Annotated in this window: 19 protein-coding genes; 9 read left to right on the top strand and 10 right to left on the bottom strand. The window is 62.3% G+C overall.

The annotated features are described in order from the left end of the window. From VKV28_02630 to VKV28_02615, 4 genes are all read right to left on the bottom strand, one after another. On the bottom strand, nucleotides 1-634 hold a 634-nt coding region (locus VKV28_02630), incomplete at its 3' end, for an MBL fold metallo-hydrolase (protein ID HLH75679.1). A gap of 28 nt (nucleotides 635-662) precedes the next feature. Further along, nucleotides 663-1,235 (bottom strand): hypothetical protein, encoded by a 573-nt coding sequence (locus VKV28_02625; GenBank protein ID HLH75678.1) that lies wholly within the window; start codon nucleotides 1,233-1,235, stop codon nucleotides 663-665. A gap of 16 nt (nucleotides 1,236-1,251) precedes the next feature. After that, a complete protein-coding gene (locus tag VKV28_02620; protein HLH75677.1) occupies nucleotides 1,252-2,274 on the bottom strand; it encodes a methyltransferase in 1,023 nt (340 codons plus the stop codon). A 1-nt stretch (nucleotide 2,275) separates the two neighbouring features. After that, the gene (locus tag VKV28_02615; GenBank protein ID HLH75676.1) at nucleotides 2,276-2,677 is read right to left on the bottom strand and encodes a CAP domain-containing protein; all 402 of its coding nucleotides are present in this window, start codon (nucleotides 2,675-2,677) and stop codon (nucleotides 2,276-2,278) included. Nucleotides 2,678-3,121: 444 nt separating this feature from the next. Between VKV28_02615 and VKV28_02610 the strand changes: the two genes are divergently transcribed. Together VKV28_02610 and VKV28_02605 are read left to right on the top strand one after the other, a co-directional pair. Continuing rightward, on the top strand, nucleotides 3,122-5,356 hold the full coding sequence (locus VKV28_02610) for a DUF255 domain-containing protein (protein HLH75675.1): 2,235 nt from the start codon (nucleotides 3,122-3,124) through the stop codon (nucleotides 5,354-5,356). Nucleotides 5,357-5,424: 68 nt separating this feature from the next. Continuing rightward, a complete protein-coding gene (locus VKV28_02605; protein HLH75674.1) occupies nucleotides 5,425-6,087 on the top strand; it encodes an FMN-binding negative transcriptional regulator in 663 nt (220 codons plus the stop codon). 120 nt (nucleotides 6,088-6,207) lie between these two features. Here VKV28_02605 and VKV28_02600 read toward each other — a convergent pair whose 3' ends face one another. The 3 genes from VKV28_02600 to VKV28_02590 all read right to left on the bottom strand — a co-directional run bounded on the left by VKV28_02600 (nucleotide 6,208) and on the right by VKV28_02590 (nucleotide 9,759). Next, the gene (locus VKV28_02600) at nucleotides 6,208-7,104 is read right to left on the bottom strand and encodes a TAXI family TRAP transporter solute-binding subunit (GenBank protein ID HLH75673.1); all 897 of its coding nucleotides are present in this window, start codon (nucleotides 7,102-7,104) and stop codon (nucleotides 6,208-6,210) included. Between the two features lie 419 nt (nucleotides 7,105-7,523). Then, complete coding sequence (locus VKV28_02595) at nucleotides 7,524-8,717, bottom strand: LLM class flavin-dependent oxidoreductase (protein HLH75672.1); 1,194 nt, start codon at nucleotides 8,715-8,717, stop codon at nucleotides 7,524-7,526. 250 nt (nucleotides 8,718-8,967) lie between these two features. Then, nucleotides 8,968-9,759, bottom strand: coding sequence for an alpha/beta hydrolase (locus VKV28_02590; protein HLH75671.1), 792 nt, complete (start codon nucleotides 9,757-9,759; stop codon nucleotides 8,968-8,970). 203 nt (nucleotides 9,760-9,962) lie between these two features. Here VKV28_02590 and VKV28_02585 point away from each other — a divergent pair, with 203 nt between their 5' ends. From VKV28_02585 to VKV28_02575, 3 genes are read left to right on the top strand one after another with little or no spacing between them, the layout of a single operon-like run. After that, on the top strand, nucleotides 9,963-10,886 hold the full coding sequence (locus VKV28_02585) for an LD-carboxypeptidase (GenBank protein HLH75670.1): 924 nt from the start codon (nucleotides 9,963-9,965) through the stop codon (nucleotides 10,884-10,886). Between the two features lie 8 nt (nucleotides 10,887-10,894). Then, nucleotides 10,895-12,028, top strand: coding sequence for a serine hydrolase domain-containing protein (locus VKV28_02580; GenBank protein HLH75669.1), 1,134 nt, complete (start codon nucleotides 10,895-10,897; stop codon nucleotides 12,026-12,028). Then, nucleotides 12,015-13,478 (top strand): Mur ligase family protein, encoded by a 1,464-nt coding sequence (locus tag VKV28_02575; GenBank protein ID HLH75668.1) that lies wholly within the window; start codon nucleotides 12,015-12,017, stop codon nucleotides 13,476-13,478. The genes VKV28_02580 and VKV28_02575 overlap by 14 nt, the downstream gene beginning before the upstream one ends. Nucleotides 13,479-13,513: 35 nt before the next feature. Here the strand turns inward: VKV28_02575 and VKV28_02570 are convergent, their stop codons facing one another. From VKV28_02570 to VKV28_02560, 3 genes are all read right to left on the bottom strand, one after another. Beyond that, nucleotides 13,514-13,777, bottom strand: coding sequence for a hypothetical protein (locus VKV28_02570; GenBank protein ID HLH75667.1), 264 nt, complete (start codon nucleotides 13,775-13,777; stop codon nucleotides 13,514-13,516). A gap of 112 nt (nucleotides 13,778-13,889) precedes the next feature. Beyond that, on the bottom strand, nucleotides 13,890-14,915 hold the full coding sequence (locus VKV28_02565) for a D-2-hydroxyacid dehydrogenase (GenBank protein HLH75666.1): 1,026 nt from the start codon (nucleotides 14,913-14,915) through the stop codon (nucleotides 13,890-13,892). 111 nt (nucleotides 14,916-15,026) lie between these two features. Next, a complete protein-coding gene (locus VKV28_02560; protein ID HLH75665.1) occupies nucleotides 15,027-15,197 on the bottom strand; it encodes a hypothetical protein in 171 nt (56 codons plus the stop codon). A gap of 370 nt (nucleotides 15,198-15,567) precedes the next feature. Here VKV28_02560 and VKV28_02555 point away from each other — a divergent pair, with 370 nt between their 5' ends. The 4 genes from VKV28_02555 to VKV28_02540 form a co-directional block, all read left to right on the top strand. Next, entirely contained in the window at nucleotides 15,568-16,311 is a 744-nt protein-coding gene (locus tag VKV28_02555; GenBank protein HLH75664.1) for a PDZ domain-containing protein, read from the top strand. 91 nt (nucleotides 16,312-16,402) lie between these two features. Continuing rightward, the gene (mfd, locus tag VKV28_02550) at nucleotides 16,403-19,969 is read left to right on the top strand and encodes a transcription-repair coupling factor (GenBank protein HLH75663.1); all 3,567 of its coding nucleotides are present in this window, start codon (nucleotides 16,403-16,405) and stop codon (nucleotides 19,967-19,969) included. Between the two features lie 4 nt (nucleotides 19,970-19,973). Then, the gene (locus VKV28_02545) at nucleotides 19,974-20,948 is read left to right on the top strand and encodes a peptidylprolyl isomerase (GenBank protein ID HLH75662.1); all 975 of its coding nucleotides are present in this window, start codon (nucleotides 19,974-19,976) and stop codon (nucleotides 20,946-20,948) included. Between the two features lie 38 nt (nucleotides 20,949-20,986). Then, nucleotides 20,987-21,227 (top strand): hypothetical protein (locus VKV28_02540; GenBank protein HLH75661.1); only part of this gene is annotated, 241 nt, incomplete at its 3' end.

Raw genomic sequence — 21,227 nt, 5'->3', positions numbered from 1 at the left:
GCAGTGCCGCGAATAGATCGGTAATTGCCGAGTCGCACGCCAGCAGCATCCGTACTCCGCCCTTGTCCAACAGATAGCTGTTGTAGCCGAGGTCCTCACCCCACGGCCATCGACGCCCCCAATGGCGCGCGCCTATCGCAGTGATGGTCAGCCCGCGCACCTGCGTGTGCTGGCCCCAGCGCAGTGGCCGCACGTCGCTGAAGCCCAGCGGCGCGATCAGACTGGCGCAGCCCGGGCATGAGATCACCACCGCGCTTTTGGGTAGCGCGCGCAGCGAAGGCAGATCGAGATGGTCCATGTGGGCATGGGTGATTAGAATCAAGTCCACGGGACCGATCTGGTTGGGTGCCAGCGGCGCGGGGGTTTGGCGCTTGGGACCCAGGGTAAAAAGATCATCCACCGCCAAGCCGACATGGCGGTAAAACGTTGGATCGCTGATAGTGTGCACGCCCAGGTAATTCATCAACAGCGTGGCGTGACCCAGCCAAGCGATAGTTAAGGCGTCATCGGGCCAAGATACGGGCGGCATCTGGCGTAGCTGCGGGCTGATTTGAAAAGCCGACGCTGCCATCCGCGCATTGGTGATTATCGCGGCGGCGGCTCCGGCCGCGATCACCGCGGCCAACGTCACCATACGCCGGCGGTGCCCTCGCGCATTCAGGTTAGCGAGCGTTGGGGAAGCACGGCAGTTTTTTGACCAAGGCATAGCGATAGGAGCGATTGTACAGACTAAAGGTGCCGGCCGCGGGTTCAAACGATCCCACCAGGCTGGTCATCAGGTTATTGTCGGCGATGGTATCGGCCTGGACCGGAGCGTAAACCAAAAACATGCGCTTTTCGGGGTCGACCGGGTCGGATAGGGGAGGACTGAAGGTCAAAGCATTCAGCCCGATCGCGCTGCCATTTACCACCGGCATCCACTCGCCGCGCGAACCGGATTGCGACAGCGCCCATGGCGTCAGTTCGGCGCCTTGCAGAGCCAGCACCAGGGGCGGGGCGCTGGCTAATTGATCGCAGCGAGCCGCCTGATCCTCAGGATCCTCCGTTACCTTGTCCTCGCCTTCGATCGCGGTGGCGCCCACCACACCGCCCGCTACCACGGTTTGCACTCCCATGCCGGCGGCGGCGGAAACAATGCTACCGGCGGCACATCCCCCAAGCGGCAGGAGTAAGGCCAGGTAAAGCGCCATGCGAGCGGTGGCACACGACCACTCCACTAAAAATGTTATCTTCAAAATCTGCTTCCGTTGCTCAATTGGCTACCGGCATACGGTTGCCGTCCTTCCATGCCAGAATCAATGAAGAGTTGAAGGGTGGCGCAGGCAATCGTCGCCATTCCAACTTGCCAAAACCAGCCTGGCGCACCCAAGCCTCGATTTCCTTGAAGCTATAATCGCGTCCCCGCGTTGCCAGCATCAGGTAGAGCGAGAACAGCGCGCCTGCGGCTGGCTCCAGCAGATCCTCGCTCATGACGTGGTCCTTGATAATCACTCGCCCACCCGGCGCCAAGCCGCGAAAGCAGCGCGCCATCAGGGCGCGATTAACCGCCTCATCCTCGCCATGCACGATGTTGGATAAAAAGATGGCGTCCACCGCTGCTGGCAATTCGTCGCGGCGGTAATCGAATTCCACCAGTTCAAGTCGCTGGCGTACCTCGGCGGGCTGCACGGTCAGTAATTGGCGGGCCACTTGCAGGCTGGCGGGCAGGTCCAGGATGGCGGCGCGCAAGGCCGGGTAGCGCGCGAGCAGCGCCAGCATGTAGGTGGCGGGGCCGCCGCCGATGTCGGCTATGGTATTGACGCCGGCCAGCTCCAGGTGTTCGGCCAGGTATTCGGCGTCGCCGCGCGCCCGCACCAGGGAATCCATTGCCAGAATAAAGCGGCGGGTTTCCTCTGGGTCGTTTTGGAACATGTCCGGGCGGCGCGCCGGGGCGCCCTGGCGTACGCATTCTTCCAAGCGAGTGAAGAGCGGAAAGATGAATTCGTCGAACTCAATCATGCCCCCGGCATAACGAGGCGAGGAACGGAGCAGAAAGCGGCGCGCGGCGGGGCTGAGGGCGAAATGGCCGGCCGACTTGTTCAAGACTCCCAGCGCTACCAAAGCGTTGGCCAAAAGCTCGGTTTCGCGCGCTACCGCGCCCAGTCGTCGGGCCAGCTCAGCCGCTTCTATCGGGCCATCGGCCAGGGCTTCGAACAGGCCCAGCTTGAGCGCTACCTGCAGTGCGCGTGCGCTAGCATGCGCGCCGGCCAAATCGAGTAAATGCGCCAGCTCCATATTATTGCTCGACGAAGTCCTGGGTGACGTAGCTGGTGCCGCCAGGGGTGCGGGCGATTCCGATTCCGGTGCGGTTGAAGCTGGGAGAAAGCATGTTTTTGCGATGGGGTGGGCTGTGCAGCCATCCCTGCACCGCGCGCTGAGCCAGCCCCTCGGAGTTGGGATAGGTCTCGGTGTAGATGTTTTCCCCCATCATCAGATAGTGGATTCCCGCAGCCGCGATGCGCTGTTCGGCGCTACCGTGGCCGGGACTATCGTGGGCGAAGTAGTCGTGCGTCGCCATGTCGCGACTGTGCGCGCGCGCTACCGCCGTCAAGGCCGCCATTGGAACCAGGGGGTTTAAGCCGTAGTTGGCGCGGGCCTGATTGACGTCGGCCAGGATGCGCTCTTCCGCCGCGCTCATCCCGCTAGCCGCTGCTGGCGCCGCGGCCAGAGGGGGTGCGGATTCCGGAGCGGGGCCCGGCGCCAAATGCGGGGCGCTGCCCGGAGCGCCAGGCGGGGCATTAGCGGGCGCAGGTGGAAAATAGACAACGCGGGCGGGGTGGAAACGAAAGACCATCGCGAAGCCGACCGCGAACATGACCACCACCATGGCCGCCGCTAGCTGATGTCGCCTTGCCCCGGTTCGCTTGTTTGGGCGCTGGGCAGCAGGGTGATTGCTTTTTGGGCGATAGCTTTTTGATGGTTGAGGCATGAGCGGATAAGATCGCTCCGTGCGGCCGGCGCACTTGCAGGTAATATAGGTGATTGTCGCGGGCGCATCAAAACCGCCCCGTCGTCCTCGTCCCGTATAGGAACAGGGGAGGTGGGCGCGATTCAAGGCGATTTGCTAGGATAGGATTCCGCAATGCTCCGAGACTCTCACCAGGCGCCGCGCCACCACTCATGGCTGTTAACCCTCCTGTTACTCGGTGTGGTGGGCGGGGCGAGGGTTTTTGCCGACCCGCCCAAGTTATCGCCCGCAAGTGTCGCTTCGGCGCATCCCGCCCCGGCCGCCGTGCGAACTTCCAATCCGCTGCCGCTGGGTTCGCTGGCCAATTCTCCCAGCCTCTACCTTCGCCAAAGCGCGAGCGCGGCCGTGCGCTGGCAGCCCTTTGACGACCAAAGTTTCGCGCTGGCACGCAAGCTGGATCGGCCGGTGCTGCTCGATATTGGCGCGACTTGGTGCCATTGGTGCCGGGTGATGGATTCCAAGACTTATTCCGATCCTGCGGTGGCGGCCGTGATCAACCAGGAGTTCGTGCCGATTCGGGTCGATCGCGATCTGCGCCCCGATATTGACAGCTACTACCAGCATGCGGCCGCTGACTTCGCTGGCGCGGGCGGATGGCCACTGACCTGCTTTACTCTGCCCGATGGCTCGCTTTTCGCGGCTTACGGCTACTTACCCGAGCATGAGCATGGATTGGGTTCGGGCGAGGGGCCGACGATGGCGGCGGTGCTCAAGCAGATCGCCGCGCAGTATAAAACTCAGCGCGCCAAGCTGGACAACGCCGCCAGTGCCCTCAAGCAAAGGATTGGCAAGGACGTGCCGCTCAAGGGCAAGGACAATGGCACCGCCCCGGTGGCGGAAATTTTAAGCGGCATCGCGAATGCTTACGATCGTTCCAACGGCGGTTTCAGCTTTGGCGGCGGGCCCAAGTTTTACGAGTTCCCCGCCCTGGAACTGGCTCTGGCCGAGGGCTTCTGGGGCCGGCAGGATTTCGCTCAGATGGCCTCCGTCAGCCTGGAGCGGATGGCGCGCGGGGGAGTTTACGATCAGTTGGGCGGCGGCTTTTTCCGCTATTCCATTGACCAGGCTTGGCTGGTGCCCCATTTCGAGAAGATGGCCTACGATCAAGCCCTGGCCGTGAAGGTTTACGCCCACGCCTATGAGCGTGATCCGCGCGCGCTTTACGCGCGGATAGCTCGCGGCACGCTCGATTACGTTCTTAACACGCTTTATGACCCAAGCCGAAAACTGTTTTATGGCGCCCAGGACGCCGACGCCTGGCCGGACGATGACGGCGCCTATTACACCTGGAAGGTGGAGGAAATTCGCAAACTGCTTTCTCCCGCGCAATATCGTGTCGCAGCGCTGGCGCTGGGGGTGGAATTTCAGCCGGCCCAGGCCGCCGACGGCGGCTTGGTGCTCCATCGTCCGCTGGCTCTGAGCCAAGTGGCTCAGAAGCTGAACCTCAGCTTGGAGGAGGCGCGCGGGTTATTGCGCCAAGCCAAGGACCAATTGCTCGCCGCACGTGGCCGCCGACCGGCACCCCAAGTCGATCCGGCTTTGCTCACCGACCGCAACGCCCTGATGGATGGCGCTTTTCTGGCCGCTGCCGAGACCTTCAAGCTGCCCCGCTTGCGTGAGATCGCTTTGGCCAACCTGGATTATCTCACCACCCACGCGCGCCTGGCCGACGGCAGCTATGGTCACGTGATTGACCAGCCGAGCGCGGTGCAGGGACTGGGTGCCGATCAAATTTATCTGCTCGATGCGCTTTTGGATGGCTACCAGGATTCGGGCCAGCCGCGCTATTTGAGCCAAGCCCGCGAGCTGGCGCAGGTGATCGCGCGCAATTTCGTTTCTAACGGCTTGGTCGTCAATCATGAACCTGAAAGTCAAGCGGCGGTTTTGGGTGATTGGCGAGGTGGAAGCGCGGCTTATTACGACGGCGAAACGCCTTCATTGCAAGGGGTGTTGGCACGCGATCTGGTAGTGCTCGGCGTGCTGTCGCGCGATCAGCAGGCCGTCGCCCTCGGCACGCGCTTGCTGGGCGACGTGCCCATCAGCGCTCGCGCCGGCATGATGTTGGCTACGGTCGGGCGCGCCTTGGCCGAGCGTGGCCATGGCGACGCCCTGGTTCAGGTCGCGGGGGGACCGGCCGACCCGCGCACGCAAAGCATGCTGGCGGCAGCCGAAGCGGTCTATCGTCCTGGCAAAATCTTGATGCCGATGGATGGCGCCACCGGCCCCCACGACCGTGGTACGGTCAGTGCCAGAGTCTGCGCCGGAACTTCCTGCTCCAGCTCGATGGACCAGACCAAGGAACTGGAAGACGCAATTCGCAATTTCGGGTTGTCCCCAGGTCGCTCCTGAAGGATTCGCTTGCGTTCGAGGCGTCAGTCAGTGGCATTTGATCGGGCTATCAGCTCGCGGAGGCACGGATGTACATACCTAAGGCCTTCGAGGTGACGGACAGCTCGACGCTGTACGAATTCATCGCGGCCTACAGTTTTGGAACACTCGTCACGGTGGTTGGCGAACAACCGCTTGCGACTCGTCTTCCCATGATCCTGGATCGCACATGCGGCCGGCACGGGACACTGCTCGGCCACCTCGCGCGCGCCAATCCGCAATGGCGCTCCTTCGACGGCGAGCGCCAAGGTCTGGTGATGTTCGATGGACCGCATGCCTACGTCTCGCCGAGCTGGTACGCGACTTCGCCCGCGGTTCCGACCTGGAACTATGCGACCGTGCACGTCCGTGGAATTCCCCGTCCGATCCATGACCCCGAACAGCTCTCCGCGCTGGTCGACCGCTTGGTCGGCTATTATGAAGCAGGGATGCCGCAGCCATGGCCGAATAGACTGCCGGCGGATTTCAAGGCGATGATGCTCAAGGAAATCGTTGGCTTTGCGATCGAAATCGACACAATAGAGGGCAAGTTCAAGATGGGTCAGAATCGGCCGGTGGAGGATCGAATCGGCACGGTCTTACGACTCGAAGTAAGCCCCGATCCGGCCGCTCGTGCACTGGCTAAACTCACGCGCAAGCACTTGGGCCTGGATGCGGCCAGCGTTTCGTCACCGCGGACGTCGGGTAAGTGACGCTATCTCTCAGATTCAGACTAATCACATAGCTGAACGATTGTAGAATATAGAAATGATGCAGGCGCGGCGTTTCGACGAAGGCTGCCGGCATTGTTTCCCTAAGCAATACATAGGCGGCTAATGGATGTAGCCGCGTTGGCGATAATACTTTAGCGCTCCAGGATGGAGCGGAATCACAGGGCTGTAGGCCACCAGCTTGGGATCGTAATACCAGGGGTCGCCATACAGGCGCAGCAAATCCTGATGCTGGTCCAGGGCTTTGGCGGCGTCATAGGCGAAAGAATCGGGCGCGTCGTCTCGGACGTAGATGTAATGCACCGAGCGCATCACGGTCGGGATTGGCCGATCGACCCCGCGCAGCAAGGCCAGCGGAATCGAGGCCCGCACATAGCCCGGCCGCTTTGCCATCCGGGCCAGCAGCCGCTGGTCGAATTGCAAATAAACCAGATTATGGAGCTGGCTTACTTCGTACCACATCCGTTGCTCAGGGGTGTTGACCAGCAGCCCGCCGCCCATGAAGACGTCGGCGCGGGCCCGTATTTCGCGTGGCGCGAAGGGATCGATGAAACCGCCCCCCTTGGCCTTCAGCCCGGCCTCGGTGATGCCGTAGTAGGCGAGCGCGTCCGCGGCCGGTCCCGCGGTCTCGGTCACCATCCAGGTTGGTCCGGGCCGTTCCTTGATTTGAGATAGTTCGGTGATGCCGGACTTTCTCGTCGCGGCGGCGATCAGGTAGTTAGGCTGCTGCAAGGCCGCGATGACGCGATAGTTGTGACGCGGTTTGTGGTCTTTGGCATATGGGCCCGTACCGTTCCAGGCCTCAAGCAGGTTGACCTCGCTTGTGGCACTGATGTCAGGTACCAGATGGGGAGGTGGCTCGATGTAAGCAGGATCGAGCGTGGGTCCCGCCGGCATCCGCGGAATGGTACGGTCCGCCATTTCACGCGGCCCGTAGGTGGACCAGCAAACCCAGCAGATAACGAAACGATAGCCCATCGGCTTCATCGCCGCCGCCATTACCGATGCCAGAACGCCCCACGGGCAGGCCTTGCAAGCGCCCGCGAAGACCGGTCGTTTGGTCGCGATACCATATTGGATCGGAGCCGAGGAGGCCGACGAGGCAACATCGCTGGCGGTTGCGGAGCTTGCGCTGCTCTGGTCGGCCAGGGCGGATCTCGCCGAGGGAGAGGCCAGTAGTAATGCGAGCAAGAGCCCGCCCAATGCGCCTGTAACAAGCTTTTGCACTGTTCCTCCCAAAGGCTGCCAGTCAATTGGCCGTTGCCGAAATCAAAGCTAACTGACCGTGCTTCCCGCCAAAAACATTTGCGATGCGAGACCCGGCAGGCTGGAACCGAGGTAGATAAGCCACCCCTTCGATGCGTCCAAGCGTGATCTCGGGTCTGGAAAGCGCGCTTTTTGCGCCGATGGCCTCCGATTTAAGCGGCGGCGGAGGCCTGCGTTCCAGGCTGGCGGTACTCCTTCAGCCGCGGCATCACCTCTTTGGCGAAGAGGGTCAGACTATCGAGTGTATCTTCGTGCGACATCCAACCCGCATGCCCCATCATCAGAAGGTTTCCCAGCCCGCCGCAGGACTCGCAAAAATCGACCACCTGGGCATAGACCTGATCGGGGGTGCCACAGAACATGATGCCGGCATCGATCAACTCCTGCACGCTGGCAGTAGCCATGCTGACGGTGCGGCCGTCCTTGGTGAAGCTGCGTGAGGGGGGCCGACCGGCATTTTTCATCAGGCGGACGTTGTCGTCGACCGACAAAAATCCTGGCGGATTGCGAAAGGGCGGATGGACGATGCCCGAGGTGCGAGGATAGGAGGCCACTTGCTCCCCCCGTCGGCGCGCTTCGGCCTCGGTGGCGGCCACCGCGACCAGCGCCAAGTAGCCAAAACGATCGGGACCGGCGGGTTTGCCCCAATGTTCCTGATAGGCCTGGCGATAGCTGTCATACAATCCGCGGGTGGCGTAGCCGGTGCCCAGGGTCGCCATCACATAGCCCAGGCGCGCCAATTCGCGAGCCTGGGCGGCGTTGCCGGTGGTGCTCCACACGGGCGGATGAGGCTGCTGATAAGGGCGCGGCCAGATGTTGACGTGGCGATAATGGAAATGCTCACCCTCCCAATTGAATGGTCCGTCGTGGGTGGTCATCGCCTTGATGATGAAATCGTGGGCCTCCCAAAAGCGCTCCATCAGCCATACTGGATTGGCATTGGAGACCGGTACTTCATAGGGCACGCCCTTGACGAAGCCCATCTCCAGCCGTCCACGCGAGATAACGTCGATAGTCGATAGCTCTTCGGCCGCGCGCAAAGGGTCGGGGCGATGGCCGATCGGATAGCCCAGCACCAGCAGGCGGGCGCGGCGGGTGATGCGGGAGAGCACCGCCAGCGTCACGATTACCGTGGAGGACATGCAGGTGGCGGTGCTGTGATGCTCGTTGACCATAATGTCGTAGCCCAACTCGTCGGCCACCTGCCATTCGTCGTAATAGCGATGGAACAGGTCGGCGGCGATTTTGGGGTCTAGCTTGCGGTTGGGCAGGATTACGCGCAGCGAGCCGTTGTGCTCGTTCCAGGCCGGTGGGTAGGGCTGTTCGGTAAACTGAAATACTCTCATCGCCGCTTCTCCAATTAAGCCGTGGGCCCCTTGCTAAGTGCGCTGCCTAGTAAATAACTGTGGAAGTGGAGTGCTTTCTGATCGCGAAAACCGGTACCGGCTTGACTCGCCCGGCAGACTTCGCTGCGCCAAGACTCGCCAAGCTGTCCGAGATTCTTCGATTTCGCTAGCTTCCGCGCGCTTCGCTCAGAATGACAAGTTGGTGGCTCGCTAGGTAAGTTATTTGCGAGACGAAACACTAGCGCGGACCCTAGCCGTGGACGAAGTTTAAAATCGTGCTGGCAAAGCTTTGCGGTTGCTCCAGATGAGGAAAATGGCCAGCACGCTCGATCAATGCAAAGCGGCTATCCGGAATTGACGCCGCGTAAGCTCGACCGTAATCGGCCGTCACCATCCGGTCGGCCTCGCCCCAGCATACCAAAGTTGGGACATCGATCCGATGCAGCCGGCGCTTGAGCTTGGGGTCATGCATGTAGGGCGACCATCCGTAGCGCGCACTAGCCTCGCGACTTCGCGCCATCGCCACCAGCTCAGCCTCCGCCATCGTGCCGACGTCACGCCGGGCAGCGGCCGGATCAAAATACAGCAACTCGGTCAGCTCGGCGTCGGTCAGGGCGAAAATATCTACAATATCACGCGTCTCGCGATCGCCCACCTTGATCCCCAGCGCATCGGCCAGGACCAGATGGGAGATGTGGGAGGTGTCCTTGATTGCAATTTCGGCCGCGATCCAGCCGCCCAGCGACACTCCGACCATCACCGTGTCATGCAGGTCGAGCGTCGTTATCAGGTCGAGGTAGAAATAGGCCAAGTCATCGACGGTAGACAGCCAGCGCGGGGCTTCGGAACGGCCGAAGCCGGGATGGCTGGGTGCTATCAAGCGGTGTTTTTTTGCTAGCAAACCGAGGACCGGCGCGTTGGTCTCGAGCCCACATTCGGGATGGAGGAACAAGAGCGGGCGGCCCTCGCCCTGGCTGAAGATTTCAGTCTGAACTCCGTCGATCGCGACCAGAGAGATATCCGCGGCTGCGCTGCCCGCCATATTGCCCAACCCACGCGCGGTTAAAATTGCTGCTGCCCTTTCTCTATAGTGGGAAAGTCACGGTAGCTGCAAGGGCGCACAGCAAGTTGTGCCCGGCTGAACGCAATCGGCCGCTGACCGGGCGGAACTCGGCTCAATCTGTCCTAAAGCGCGCCGGCTGGGATTAAATTTTTCTCCCGCCGTGCTACGCTCCAAATCCTAGCGTGATCTATCGCAATCCAATCAAACCGCCCGCCCTGCGGCCCGGCGGCATTCTTGGCGTGACGGCTCCAGCGGCGGCGGTTGACCCCGCCCATCTGGAGCGCGGGGTCCAGCTCCTGCGCGCACGCGGTTATCGGGTCAAGCTGGCGCCACACGTGTTGGCGCGCAGCGGCGTGCTGGCAGGCACCGACGCGCAGCGGGCCGGCGACTTGGCGCTGATGTTTGCCGATCCCGAGGTCGAGGCAATTATCGCCGCACGGGGCGGCTACGGCGCGGGACGTTTGCTACCCTTGCTGGATTATGCCCAAATCGCGCGTACGCCCAAGCTTTTTGTTGGCTTCTCCGATCATACCTTTGTGCTCAACGCCCTCTTCGCGCGCGCCGCGCTGATCGGCCTACACGGGCCGGTGGCGGCCAAGGATCCGGCCGCCGGACTGCACGAAGATTCGCTGACCCACTTGCTTGCCGTGATGGCGGGCGAGAGCCGCCAATTTACCTTGGAAGGTCACGCTCTGGCCGGCGGCGTGGCCGAGGGCCCGCTGGTAGGCGGCTGTCTGTCGATCGTGGTGGCGATGCTGGCCACGCCGTATGCGCCTAACTTCCGTGACGCCATCCTGCTCCTAGAGGACACCGGTGAGCGCGGCTACCGGATCGATCGGATGCTTGTGCAATTGCGCCAGGCCGGGGTGCTGAGCGCAGTGGCGGGAATCGCCTTGGGCGGATTTCGCGCTCCTGGGGGCGAGCCCGCTGAACAGCGACGAATCGACCAGTTTTTGCGCGAGCAGACCGCCGACCTCGGTATCCCCGTATTGGCCGGGCTGGAAGTTGGTCACGCCACTGCCAATTACGCCCTACCGATCGGCGCGCGGGTTCGCTTGGATGCCGATGCGCGCAGCCTCGACGTGCTCGAAGCGGCGGTTTGCTGAGGCTTGCGATGGACTGGAGTGGAGTCGAACAAAGCTTCAATCAAGCGGTGGATAGCGGCGGAATCCCCGGCGCGGTGGTGGTGGTGCGCCGAGGAGGCGAGCGGCTCTTCGAGGCTCATTTCGGCTGGCGCCAGTTGGTTCCCGAGCGCCGTCCAATGGCGCTGGAGACGGTGTTCGATCTCTCCTCGCTAACCAAGCCGCTGGCGACCACCATCGCGATCATGATGCTGGTGCGCGACGGCAAGCTGCGACTGGATGATCGGGTGACGCGTTTTTTCCATAACTTCGGGGTGTACGGCAAGGTTTACGTTACTTTCCGCCATCTGCTGGGCCACTACTCGGGTTTGGCGGCTTGGCGCCCGTTTTATCAGCAAGTGATGGATATCGAGCGCGCCGGACGGATCAACTTCATGGCCAGTCCGGGTGCCAAGGAATTTGTTTACGAACAGATCCATCGCGAAAAGCCGGAGTTTGCCCCCGCTAGCCGCGCGCATTACTCAGATTTGAATTTCATGCTGCTGGGCGAAGTGGTGGAAAAAATCAGCGCCACCCCCTTGGATCGCTTTTGTCGTGCCCGGATCTTTCGCCCGTTGGGCTTGCGCGCCACGGACTTTATTGATCTGTCGCTGTTACGCAATCGGCGGCTGGAACCGGTCAGCGAAATGTTCGCCGCCACTGAACTCTGCCCCGTGCGCAAACGCATACTGGTGGGCGAGGTCCACGATGAGAACGCTTACAGCATGGGTGGGATAGCCGGTCATGCGGGTCTGTTTGCGCCCGCGCGCGAGGTCGATCGAATCGTAGCCGAACTGCTGGCCTGTTATCACGGCCGCTCCGATTTTATTCCGCGCCAGCTACTTCAGGAATTCTGGACCCCCAACCGCGTAGTTGCCGATTCCACCTGGGCGCTGGGCTGGGACACGCCCACGGTAGGCCGCTCCAGCGCCGGCAGCCATTTCTCCTCCTCCGCCGTCGGCCATCTGGGCTTTACTGGGACTTCGATCTGGATCGAGCCGGCGCGTGAAATCGCGATCACTCTGCTCACCAACCGCGTCCATCCGCGGCGCGACAATGAAGCGATCCGGGAATTTCGCCCCCTGATCCACGACCGTATAATGGAAGTACTCGATGGCAGCGATTGATGCTCAGGGGGCTGTGCGACTGAGTGCCGTCCCGCCCCATCCCCGCCGGATTCATCTTATCGGGATCGGTGGTACCGCGATGGCGGCGCTGGCCGGGATGCTGTTCGAGCAAGGTTACCAGGTCAGCGGCTCCGACGCCGCGCTGTACGAGCCGACCCGTTCGCTGCTGGCACGGTTGGGAATCCGTGCCCGCGAGGGCTATGCGGCACAAAACCTGGTTCCCGCGCCCGACTTGGTGATCGTCGGCAACGTGGTGACGCGGAGCAATCCAGAGGCCGTGGCGCTGATGCAAAGTGGGCTTGCGTATCTCTCGATGCCCGAGGCGCTGTGGCATTTTTTCCTGCGCCATCGGCGTCCGCTGATGGTCTGCGGCACCCACGGTAAGACCACCTCGACCTCGATGCTGGCGCAGGCGTTGATCGCGGCCGGGCGCGACCCCAGCGTGCTGGTAGGCGGTATCAGCCGCAATCTAGCCGCCAACTATCGGCTGGGACAGGGGCAGGATTTCGTCATCGAGGGGGACGAATACGACAGCGCCTTCTTCGACAAGCGACCCAAGTTTATCCATTACCATCCCGCCGGCGCGATCCTGACCTCGCTGGAATTCGATCATGCGGACATCTATCGCGATCTCGACCAGGTGAAGGAGGCTTTCGCCGCGATGGTCGCGGCGCAGGAGCCGCGGGCGGTGCTGGTGGTCTGCGCCGACCAGCCCCGCGCGCTGGAAGTCAGCGCGGCCACTCGCGCAAGGCGAATTACCTACGGCCTCGAGGCCGGAGAATATCGCGCGGCGGGAATAACACCGGAAGCCGCGGGCACACGCTTCGACGTGCTGTGCGAGGGGCGGGCGGTCGCCCAAGGGGTGAACGTTCCCACCTGGGGCCTGATGAACGTCGCCAATGCGCTGGGGGTCTATGTGCTGCTGGCGACAATGGGGCTTGAGCGCGAGGAGATCGTGGCCGGGCTGGCCTCCTTCGCCGGCGTGGTGCGCCGGCAGGAGGTGGTGGGCGAAGTCGATGGGATCACGGTGGTGGACGACTTCGCCCACCATCCCAGCGCGATCGCGGCCACCCTGGCCGCGATCGGCGCGCGCTTTTCCGGCCGCCGCATCCTGGCCGCCTTCGAGCCGCGCTCCAACACCAGCCGGCGCAGCGTGTTCCAGGGCGAGTTTGCCTGCGCCTTCGACGGCGCGGCGCGGGTTTATCTGGCGCCGGTCTATTTCAAGGAGAACGATCCGATCCCGCCTGACCAGCGGCTGGCCGTCGACCGCCTGGCGCGGGACATTAGCCAGCGCGGTCCGCGCGCGGTGGCCTGCGCCAGTAATGATGACGTGCTGGCGAAGATTGAGGAGGACGTCAGGTCCGGCGATGTGGTGCTGGTGATGTCCAACGGCCCCTTCGGCAATCTCAAGGAGCGCCTGCTGGAGCATCTGCGCAGCCTTGCGCAGTGAGCACGTAGGGGAACATCTATGAGGCGATCGGAGGGCTACTTGGTTAGTTCGTCGGGAACCTTGACCGAGAGCCAGACGCGCTGCTCAACGCCGCTACCCTCGCGGGTGAGGGTAAGTTCGGTGCCAGGCGCCAAGGCGGGCTGGCTCACCTCGCTCGAGCTGATCCAGCGAATCAGCGCGGTCCACAGGACCGGATTCCTGACAGTCAGATAGATCGGCGCATCCAGTTTGCTGCTGGCGACCTCGATGGAGGCCAGATCCGCGGTAGCCGACAGTAGATGCCGCCATAAAATTACCATGGTGTTAGGCTCGCCCAGGAACACCAGTCGCTTATTGGTAAGGAAAAGATCGCGCTGCGCCAGCTCGCTTAGCTGATGGCTGCGCTGGGATTGCCAGGGTGTTTCAAGGCCTTCAATACCCCAACGCGCGATCGACCAGGTTGACCAGCGGCTGGCCGCTTTGCAGGCGGCGCAGATTGTCGGCGAAGATCCGGCAGGCGTCGTCGATATAGCCTTTGCGCGCGCCCGACATGTGCGGCGTGAGCAGCACCTGTTCCATTTCCCACAGGGGGCTGTCGGGATTGAGCGGTTCAGGCACCATCACGTCGAGCCCGGCGCCGCCCAGGCGGCCGCCGCGCAGGGCCTCGATCAACGCAACCTGATCGATTACCGGGCCGCGGCCGACGTTGACCACATAGGCGCCGGGTTTCATCGCCGCGAATTCCCGCGCCCCCAGAAAATGATGGGTGGCGGGAGTCAGCGGCAGGGTGAGGGCGACAAAATCGCTTTGCGCCAGGATCTCCGCGCGCTGCTCGGGACCGAACCAGGCGCGTGGAATCTCGCCCATGGGGTCGCCGCAACCGGGCAGGCTCCAGCCGAAATCGCGATGCTCTTCCGGGTCGCGCTTGAGCGCCAACACTTCCATTCCCAGCCCTTGTGCCAACCGTGCGGTCTGGCGGCCGATGGACCCATACCCCAGGATTGCCAGGGTCTTGCCTCGTACCGGCTCGACCGAGGTGGCGAATTCGTGCACCCCGATCCATTGCTTGCGTACCTGGGCGCGTAAACAGCGCTGGAGCTGATGGGCGTAGGCGAGAATCGACATCACGATGTACTCGGCAATTACCGCCCCGTGTACTCCGCTGACGTTGGTCAATGGAATCGAGCTGGCCATCGTAGCTGGATCGTTGGCAGCGCCGTCGATGCCGGCGAACATCATCTGGATCAGGCGTAGGCGCGGAGCCAGGATGGGCAGGTTGGCCGGCACGGCGTAGCATCCGAGCACATCGCAATCGGCTAGCTCGGAGATAAGTTGCTCGGGGAAGCGTAGAGTGGGGCGGGCTTGTCCCGAAAGCGCGACAATTTGGGCCTCAGGCGCGGCCTGCTCGAGCAGCGCCCGCTGAAAAGGAGTCAGCGCCATTCCAATCACAATCTTCATCGCTCAAGCGATTAACAGGCCGCCTGGAGACTCACAAGCCCTTGCCCAATGTGGCGGCGGTAGGTGCACCGGGCAGACCATCGCGGGTCGGCGAGGGGCGCGCCACTTCCATCACAGGCGCCGCACCCTAAGGCCTGGCATTTTCGAAAAGCTCCGTTCATCGCGGGGAGCGATGGCATAATCCTTCGCGATAGCGGTGGCACCGATCATCAGGTCGCGCTCGCCTACCGCGACGCCGCGCTTGGCCAGGTCGGCCCACAGCGAGGCGTGCACTCGCGCCACGATGAGCTCGAACGCGATTACCGCAGTTGCTGAAATGCGTCATTCCATAAAATCAGATTTTCGTACAAGAGCACCAAAAGCTACGTCTAGTATCCCATAGCGATCAAACTACGCCGTGATGCGCGCCGATGGCTGACCGAGCGTCGAGCGATTACCCTGGAGAGAGCGCCTATGCCCGGGTGGCAACGCGGCAGTGTGAGGCGGTTTGCCTTGGTGGCCAGCGACAGCCGATCCGCCAATCTCGCGACGGCCACAGGTTATGTGTACTTGTGGTCACTCCGGAGAGCGTGATCGAGGTCCGCCTGTCTTAGCTGCACGCGCAACTTGAGAGGAGTAACAATACTGCTTATATTTACAACGATTCACTGTGATGCGTACTTTGGTTTTCCGCTCTGGTCTGTTGGCGCTCATGCTAGCGGTGCTGCCGTGTCTATGCTTTGCCCAGAGCGGCTCCGATCAAACTCTGGTGATCAAACCCCAGGTTCCGGCAATGGCGCCGTCACCCGCACCACCCTCCATTTCGTCCCCGGCTAGCGTGGCGGCACCGCTGCCCGCCGATCAGGCTCAGCATAATGACGTCAACCTCTATCTCAACAATGAATCTCCCGACGCGCGCTATGAGCCTTACTTTCAGCCGGTGCGGCCGACGCAGCCCGCGATGCCGACTGGGCCGCTACCCTATCTCGGCGTAGCCGTTCATCCCTACGAACTGGACTATACCGGCGGCGCGGTCCATGGGTTGGAGGTTATCAGCGTGGATGCGGGCAGTCCGGCGGCGGCCGCCGGCCTACGTCCGGCCACCAATCCGACTTCGCTAGGTGCCAGCGGCGCCACCGCCGGCGCGCTGTTGGGGCCGGCGGAATTCATCATGATGCCGCTGCTCAAGAAGACCGGCCAATTGGGCAAGACCGGCGATTTGATTGTAGCGGTAGATGACCGGCGGGTCTCCAGCGAGCAGGATCTCGCCGAACAGTTGGCTCGGCTTAAGGCCGGCGACACAGCCTGGCTGACGGTAATCCGGGACACCACTAAGGTTATCGATAAGCCCAAGAGCGTCCAGATTGGGGTACGGCTGGGCCCAGCCCATCAGGTTGCGGCCTCGGGCACCGAGTAGTCAACCGCTGGCTCGCGCATCGGACCTCGGAACAAACGTGTTGTTTGGCTCGATCTCGCGCAGTTCGGGACGTGGCAGATTAAGAAAGTAGATGGAACGTAGTCTAAAAGAAGCGGTTTCGGAGTTGAGCGCTCGCGTCGAGGGCGGCCTCGATCGGCGTGTTATCCTGACCGGACTGAAAGGCGCAGCCACACCCTTGTTCTTGGCCGAGGCCGCGCTAAGCTTGCGCCGTCCGTTCATAGTGGTCGTGCCGCTGGCCAAGGAAGCCGAAAGCTTGGCCGCCGAAGCGAGTTTTTTCCTGGCTCGAAATCTCGATGATGAACCGCTGCGGCGTGGGCTGCATATTTATCCGGGCTGGCAGGTGGCGCCGCTGGAACGGCTCTCGCCCTTGCTGGACAACCAAAGCGCGGGATTCGTAGCGCTATACGCCTTGCGCCGGCTTGCGGCGCCGCTGGTTGTTACTTCGATCGAAGCGCTGATGACGCGCATCAACCCGCGGGCCAGCTTCGATGCTTCCGTCTTGAAGCTTACCGCCGGCGACGGCATCGACCTCGAGGGCTTGGTTCAGGGCTTGGTTGCGATTGGCTATCAACGCTTGCCGCAAACCGAAGAGCCGGGCGATTTCAGCGTGCGCGGCGGGATAGTCGATTTGTTCTCGCCGCTGTACAAGCATCCGCTGCGGCTGGAGCTGGAAGATGACGTATTGGTTTCAATCCGCTTCTTCGACCCTGGCGATCAGCGCTCCTTGGGCGAAATTAATGAAGCTATCGCGATTGCGGCCCGACTGGTACCGCCTGGCGCGGTGCGCGAACGCAAGCTGCGCGAGCGGGTGGAATTACGTGCAGCCGAGATCGCGCTGGTGCGCAAAGAAGTGGCCGAGCTGACCGAAACGCTGGAGACTGGGTTGCTGTTTCCAGGGGTCGAGAATCTGCTGCCCTACATGCACGAGGAGCCCTTGGAGACACTGTTCGATTATCTTCCCTCGGGCGCGCTGTGGTGGCTTGTCGAACCCGGGCGGATCTTGGCCCAGGCTCACATTTTCGCCGACCAGGTGGCGGCGGCTGCCGCCGCCAATCTCGAGCAGCATCGCTTCTTTCCCGACCCAGCCAGCCTTTATCTGTCGGTGGATGAGCTGAGCCAACGATGGGAAGGGCAGATGGTCGTCGAAGTGGGTTCCCTGGTGACTATTCGCGGGCCGCACGAAGGGTACGCCCCGCCGATCGAGGTCAACTCCAAGCCCAGCTTGCGTCTGCTGGCTGCCGGCGAGCCGCGCAAAGCGCCTTCCTTCGAGCCGCTGGCCGAGGAGTTGCGCTCCATCCAGCGCGGGCGCGACCGCGCCCTGTTTGCGGTCTATAGCGCCAGCCAGGCCACCCGTCTACGCCGCCATCTGGAAGCTTACGGCTTCGAGGTCAACGGCGAGGTTTCCGATTTTCGGCGCTGGCTTGAGAGCGAGGACCCGCGACCGGCGATTATCCACGGAGAGATCGCCGCCGGCACCGCGCTGGAGCGCGACGGGCTGTATCTTTACAGCGAAGAGGATATTTTCGGCGAGCCGCGCGCGCGCCGGCGGGCCAAACCGGTGGCGCGCGGAGTGATGGTCAGCTTGGAGGAGCTGCACGGAGGCGACTTCGTGGTCCATCGCGATCACGGCATCGGGCTGTTCCGCGGCCTGAAGCATCTCAAGGTGGAAGAAGCCGAAGGCGACTTTCTAAATTTAGAATATTTGGGCCAAGACACGCTGTACGTGCCGGTGGAGCACATCAATCTGGTCCAACGCTACGTCGGCGCCGGCGATGGCGGCGCACCCAAGCTGGACAAGCTGGGCAGTGGCTCCTGGGATAAGGTTAAACAGCGTACTCAGCAGGCGGTGCTGGCGATGGCGGCCGAGTTGCTGGAGGTCTATGCCGCGCGCGAAGCGCAGCAGGGACACGCTTTCCGTCATCCCGGCGCCGATTACGAGGAGTTCGTCAACCGCTTCGAATTCCAGGAGACCGAAGATCAGGCGGCGGCGATCGACGAAGTGCTGCGCGATCTGAGTCGCGAACGACCGATGGATCGGCTGATCTGCGGCGACGCTGGCTTCGGCAAGACTGAAGTGGCGCTGCGGGCGGCGATGGTGGCGGCCTCCGACGGTTATCAGGTCGCGGTGCTGGTCCCGACTACGGTCCTGGCCGAGCAGCATCTGGAGACCTTTCGCGCCCGTTTTCGCGACTATCCGTTCAACCTGGAGATGGTCTCGCGGTTTCGCTCGCCCAAGGAAAACAAGGCGGTGTTGCAGCAGTTGCGCGAGGGCAAGGTCGATATCGTCATCGGCACCCATCGCCTGCTGCAGGCCGATGTCGAGTTTAAGAAGCTGGGCCTGCTGATAATCGACGAAGAGCATCGCTTCGGAGTCGCCGACAAGGAACGGATCAAGAAGTTCCGCAAGCTGGTCGATGTCCTGACCATGACCGGGACCCCGATTCCGCGCACCCTGCATATGGCAATGCTGGGGATTCGCGATCTGTCGGTGATCCAAACCCCACCGGTGGACCGTCAAGCGATCCAGACTTACGTGGCCCATTTTGATGACGGCCTGCTACGTGAAGTGATTGTGCGCGAGCTGGGACGCGGCGGCCAGGTCTTCTTCGTCCACAACCGGATCGAAAACATTGACCAAATTGCGCGCCATCTGCGTGCCCTAGTTCCGGAGGCCAAGGTTGCAGTTGGGCACGGCCAGATGGATGAGCACGAACTAGAGTCGGTGATGCACGGATTTATCTCCAAGCAAATCAACGTGCTGGTTTGTACCGCGATCGTGGAGTCGGGCCTGGATATTCCCAACGCCAATACTATTATCATCAATCGTGCCGACCAGTTTGGCCTAGCCCAGCTCTATCAATTGCGCGGGCGAGTCGGCCGCTCCAAGCAAAAGGCCTACGCCTACCTGCTTATTCCCGGCGAGCATCTGATTACCCGCGAGGCCAAGCGGCGGGTGGAAGTGCTGCGCGAGTTGGTGGAAGTGGGAGGTGGCTTCAAACTGGCGATGCATGACCTAGAGTTGCGCGGGGCGGGCAACCTGCTGGGACGCGAGCAATCCGGCCAAATCACGGCGGTTGGTTTCGAGCTTTACACCGAGATGATGGAAGAGGCCATTCGCGAGCTCAAGGGTGAGTCCGAGAGGCCCGATTTCGAGCCCGAGCTGCAACTGGGTATCCCGGCCTATATTCCCGACCCCTACGTCCCCGACGAAGGCGAGCGGCTGGTGCTCTACCGACGGATGGCGCGGGCGGCCACGGTGCAGGATTTCGACGATCTGCGCGACGAACTGCGTGATCGGTTCGGACCGCTACCTACCCTAGTCGAAAACCTGCTGGCGGCGATGAACGTGCGCCGCCAGATGCGCGAGCTGATGATCCTGAGCGCGATCATGCGCGGCACTCAGCTCCAACTGCGCTTTCACGCCCAAGCCCCGCTGGAGGGGGCGCGGTTGGCGGCGCTGGTGGCCAGCAACCGCACCCGAATGCGGCTGATGCCCAACGCCCATCTTACGGTGCGGGTGGAATATCGCGGTTACGAAGACTTGTTTACCGAGCTGGAGGCTGTCTTGCAGGCCTTGGCGGCCTGTGAAAAGGTTGAAAGCCGCTCCCTGGGCGGAGCAGGACAACTCGCGAATTAAATCTATGCTATCGGGCTCAAAATTACTTTTGAGTATGCTGCTTGCCGTCTTCCTGCTCGGAAGCTGGGCGGCTAGCGGGCGCGCCGCAGGGGAGCAGACGGTGGACCGCGTGGTGGCCACCGTGGACGGTAACCCGTTGACGATGCAGGACTTGGTGAACTTCGCCAAGGCTAACGGCTTGACCCTGCCCACCGACAACTCGCCCGCCTCGCTGGCAATCCAGCGCAAGGCCTTGCGTGCACTGATTTCCGAAACCGCGCTGGAGCACGAGGAGCAGGGCGTGGATGTGACCGACGAGCAAGTCGATCGCTTTGTCCAGATGTTCGAGCAGCAGCATCATATAAGCGAACCGCAGTTGCGCCAGGAGTTGGCCGCCAACGGAGTTTCCTGGGATGAGTATCGGCGGCGCGCGCGGATGGAAGTGCAGCGGATGGCCTTGCTGCAGCGGCAAGTCAGCGACCAGATCGTGATTACTGACGACCAAGTGGCGGCCTATTACAAAGCCCACCCCAAGGACTTCGTGGTCTCCCAAGAACGCTATCAGCTGGCCCAGATTCTCATCGCTGTGCCCCCCGATGCCAGCCCCGCTGAGGTGAAGACCGCGCGCGACAAAGCCCTGGCGGTCGATAAGAAGGCGCGCGGCGGCGCCGATTTTGCCCAATTAGCGCGAAAGTATTCCGATGACGACAGCCGGGACGCGGGCGGCGAGTTGGGCGAATTCAAACCCGACGACATCATCGATCCGGTCCTCGAGGGTATCCGGGGCCTTAAGCCCGGCCAGGTCTCCGGAGTCGTTCGCAGCAATCACGGCTTTCATATCGTCAAGGTGGAGGCGCACGACCTGCCCGGCGTGCAGCCCCTGAGCGAGGTTCAGGAGAAGATCCGCCAAAAGCTTACCCAGCAACAGATGCAAGTCCAGTTCAAGCACTGGGTCGAGGTCGATCTGATTAAGAACCACGTCGTGCACACCTATCTGTGAAAGCGGGCGGGCCATACCGAAAGCCGCTGGTGATCAGCATGGGCGATCCTGCCGGTGTCGGTCCCGAGGTGATCGTAAAAGCGGCCCATCAATTGCAAGGCCGGCGCGGCATCCCGCCGCTCCTGGTGGCGGGCGATCTAGCGACCCTGAGTGAGGCCGTTGCCAGCGCCGGGTTGGCGCTGCAATTGCGCGGCTGGAATGCGGGCGAACCCTTACCGGCCGGCGGCTTGGCCGTGCTTCAGACCAGCCACCTGGAATCCTCTCAGCGCGTGCCGGGTA

Source organism: Candidatus Binataceae bacterium (assembly GCA_035294265.1).
Classification (GTDB): domain Bacteria; phylum Desulfobacterota; class Binatia; order Binatales; family Binataceae; genus DATGLK01.
This window is presented reverse-complemented; position numbering and strand designations above follow the sequence as displayed.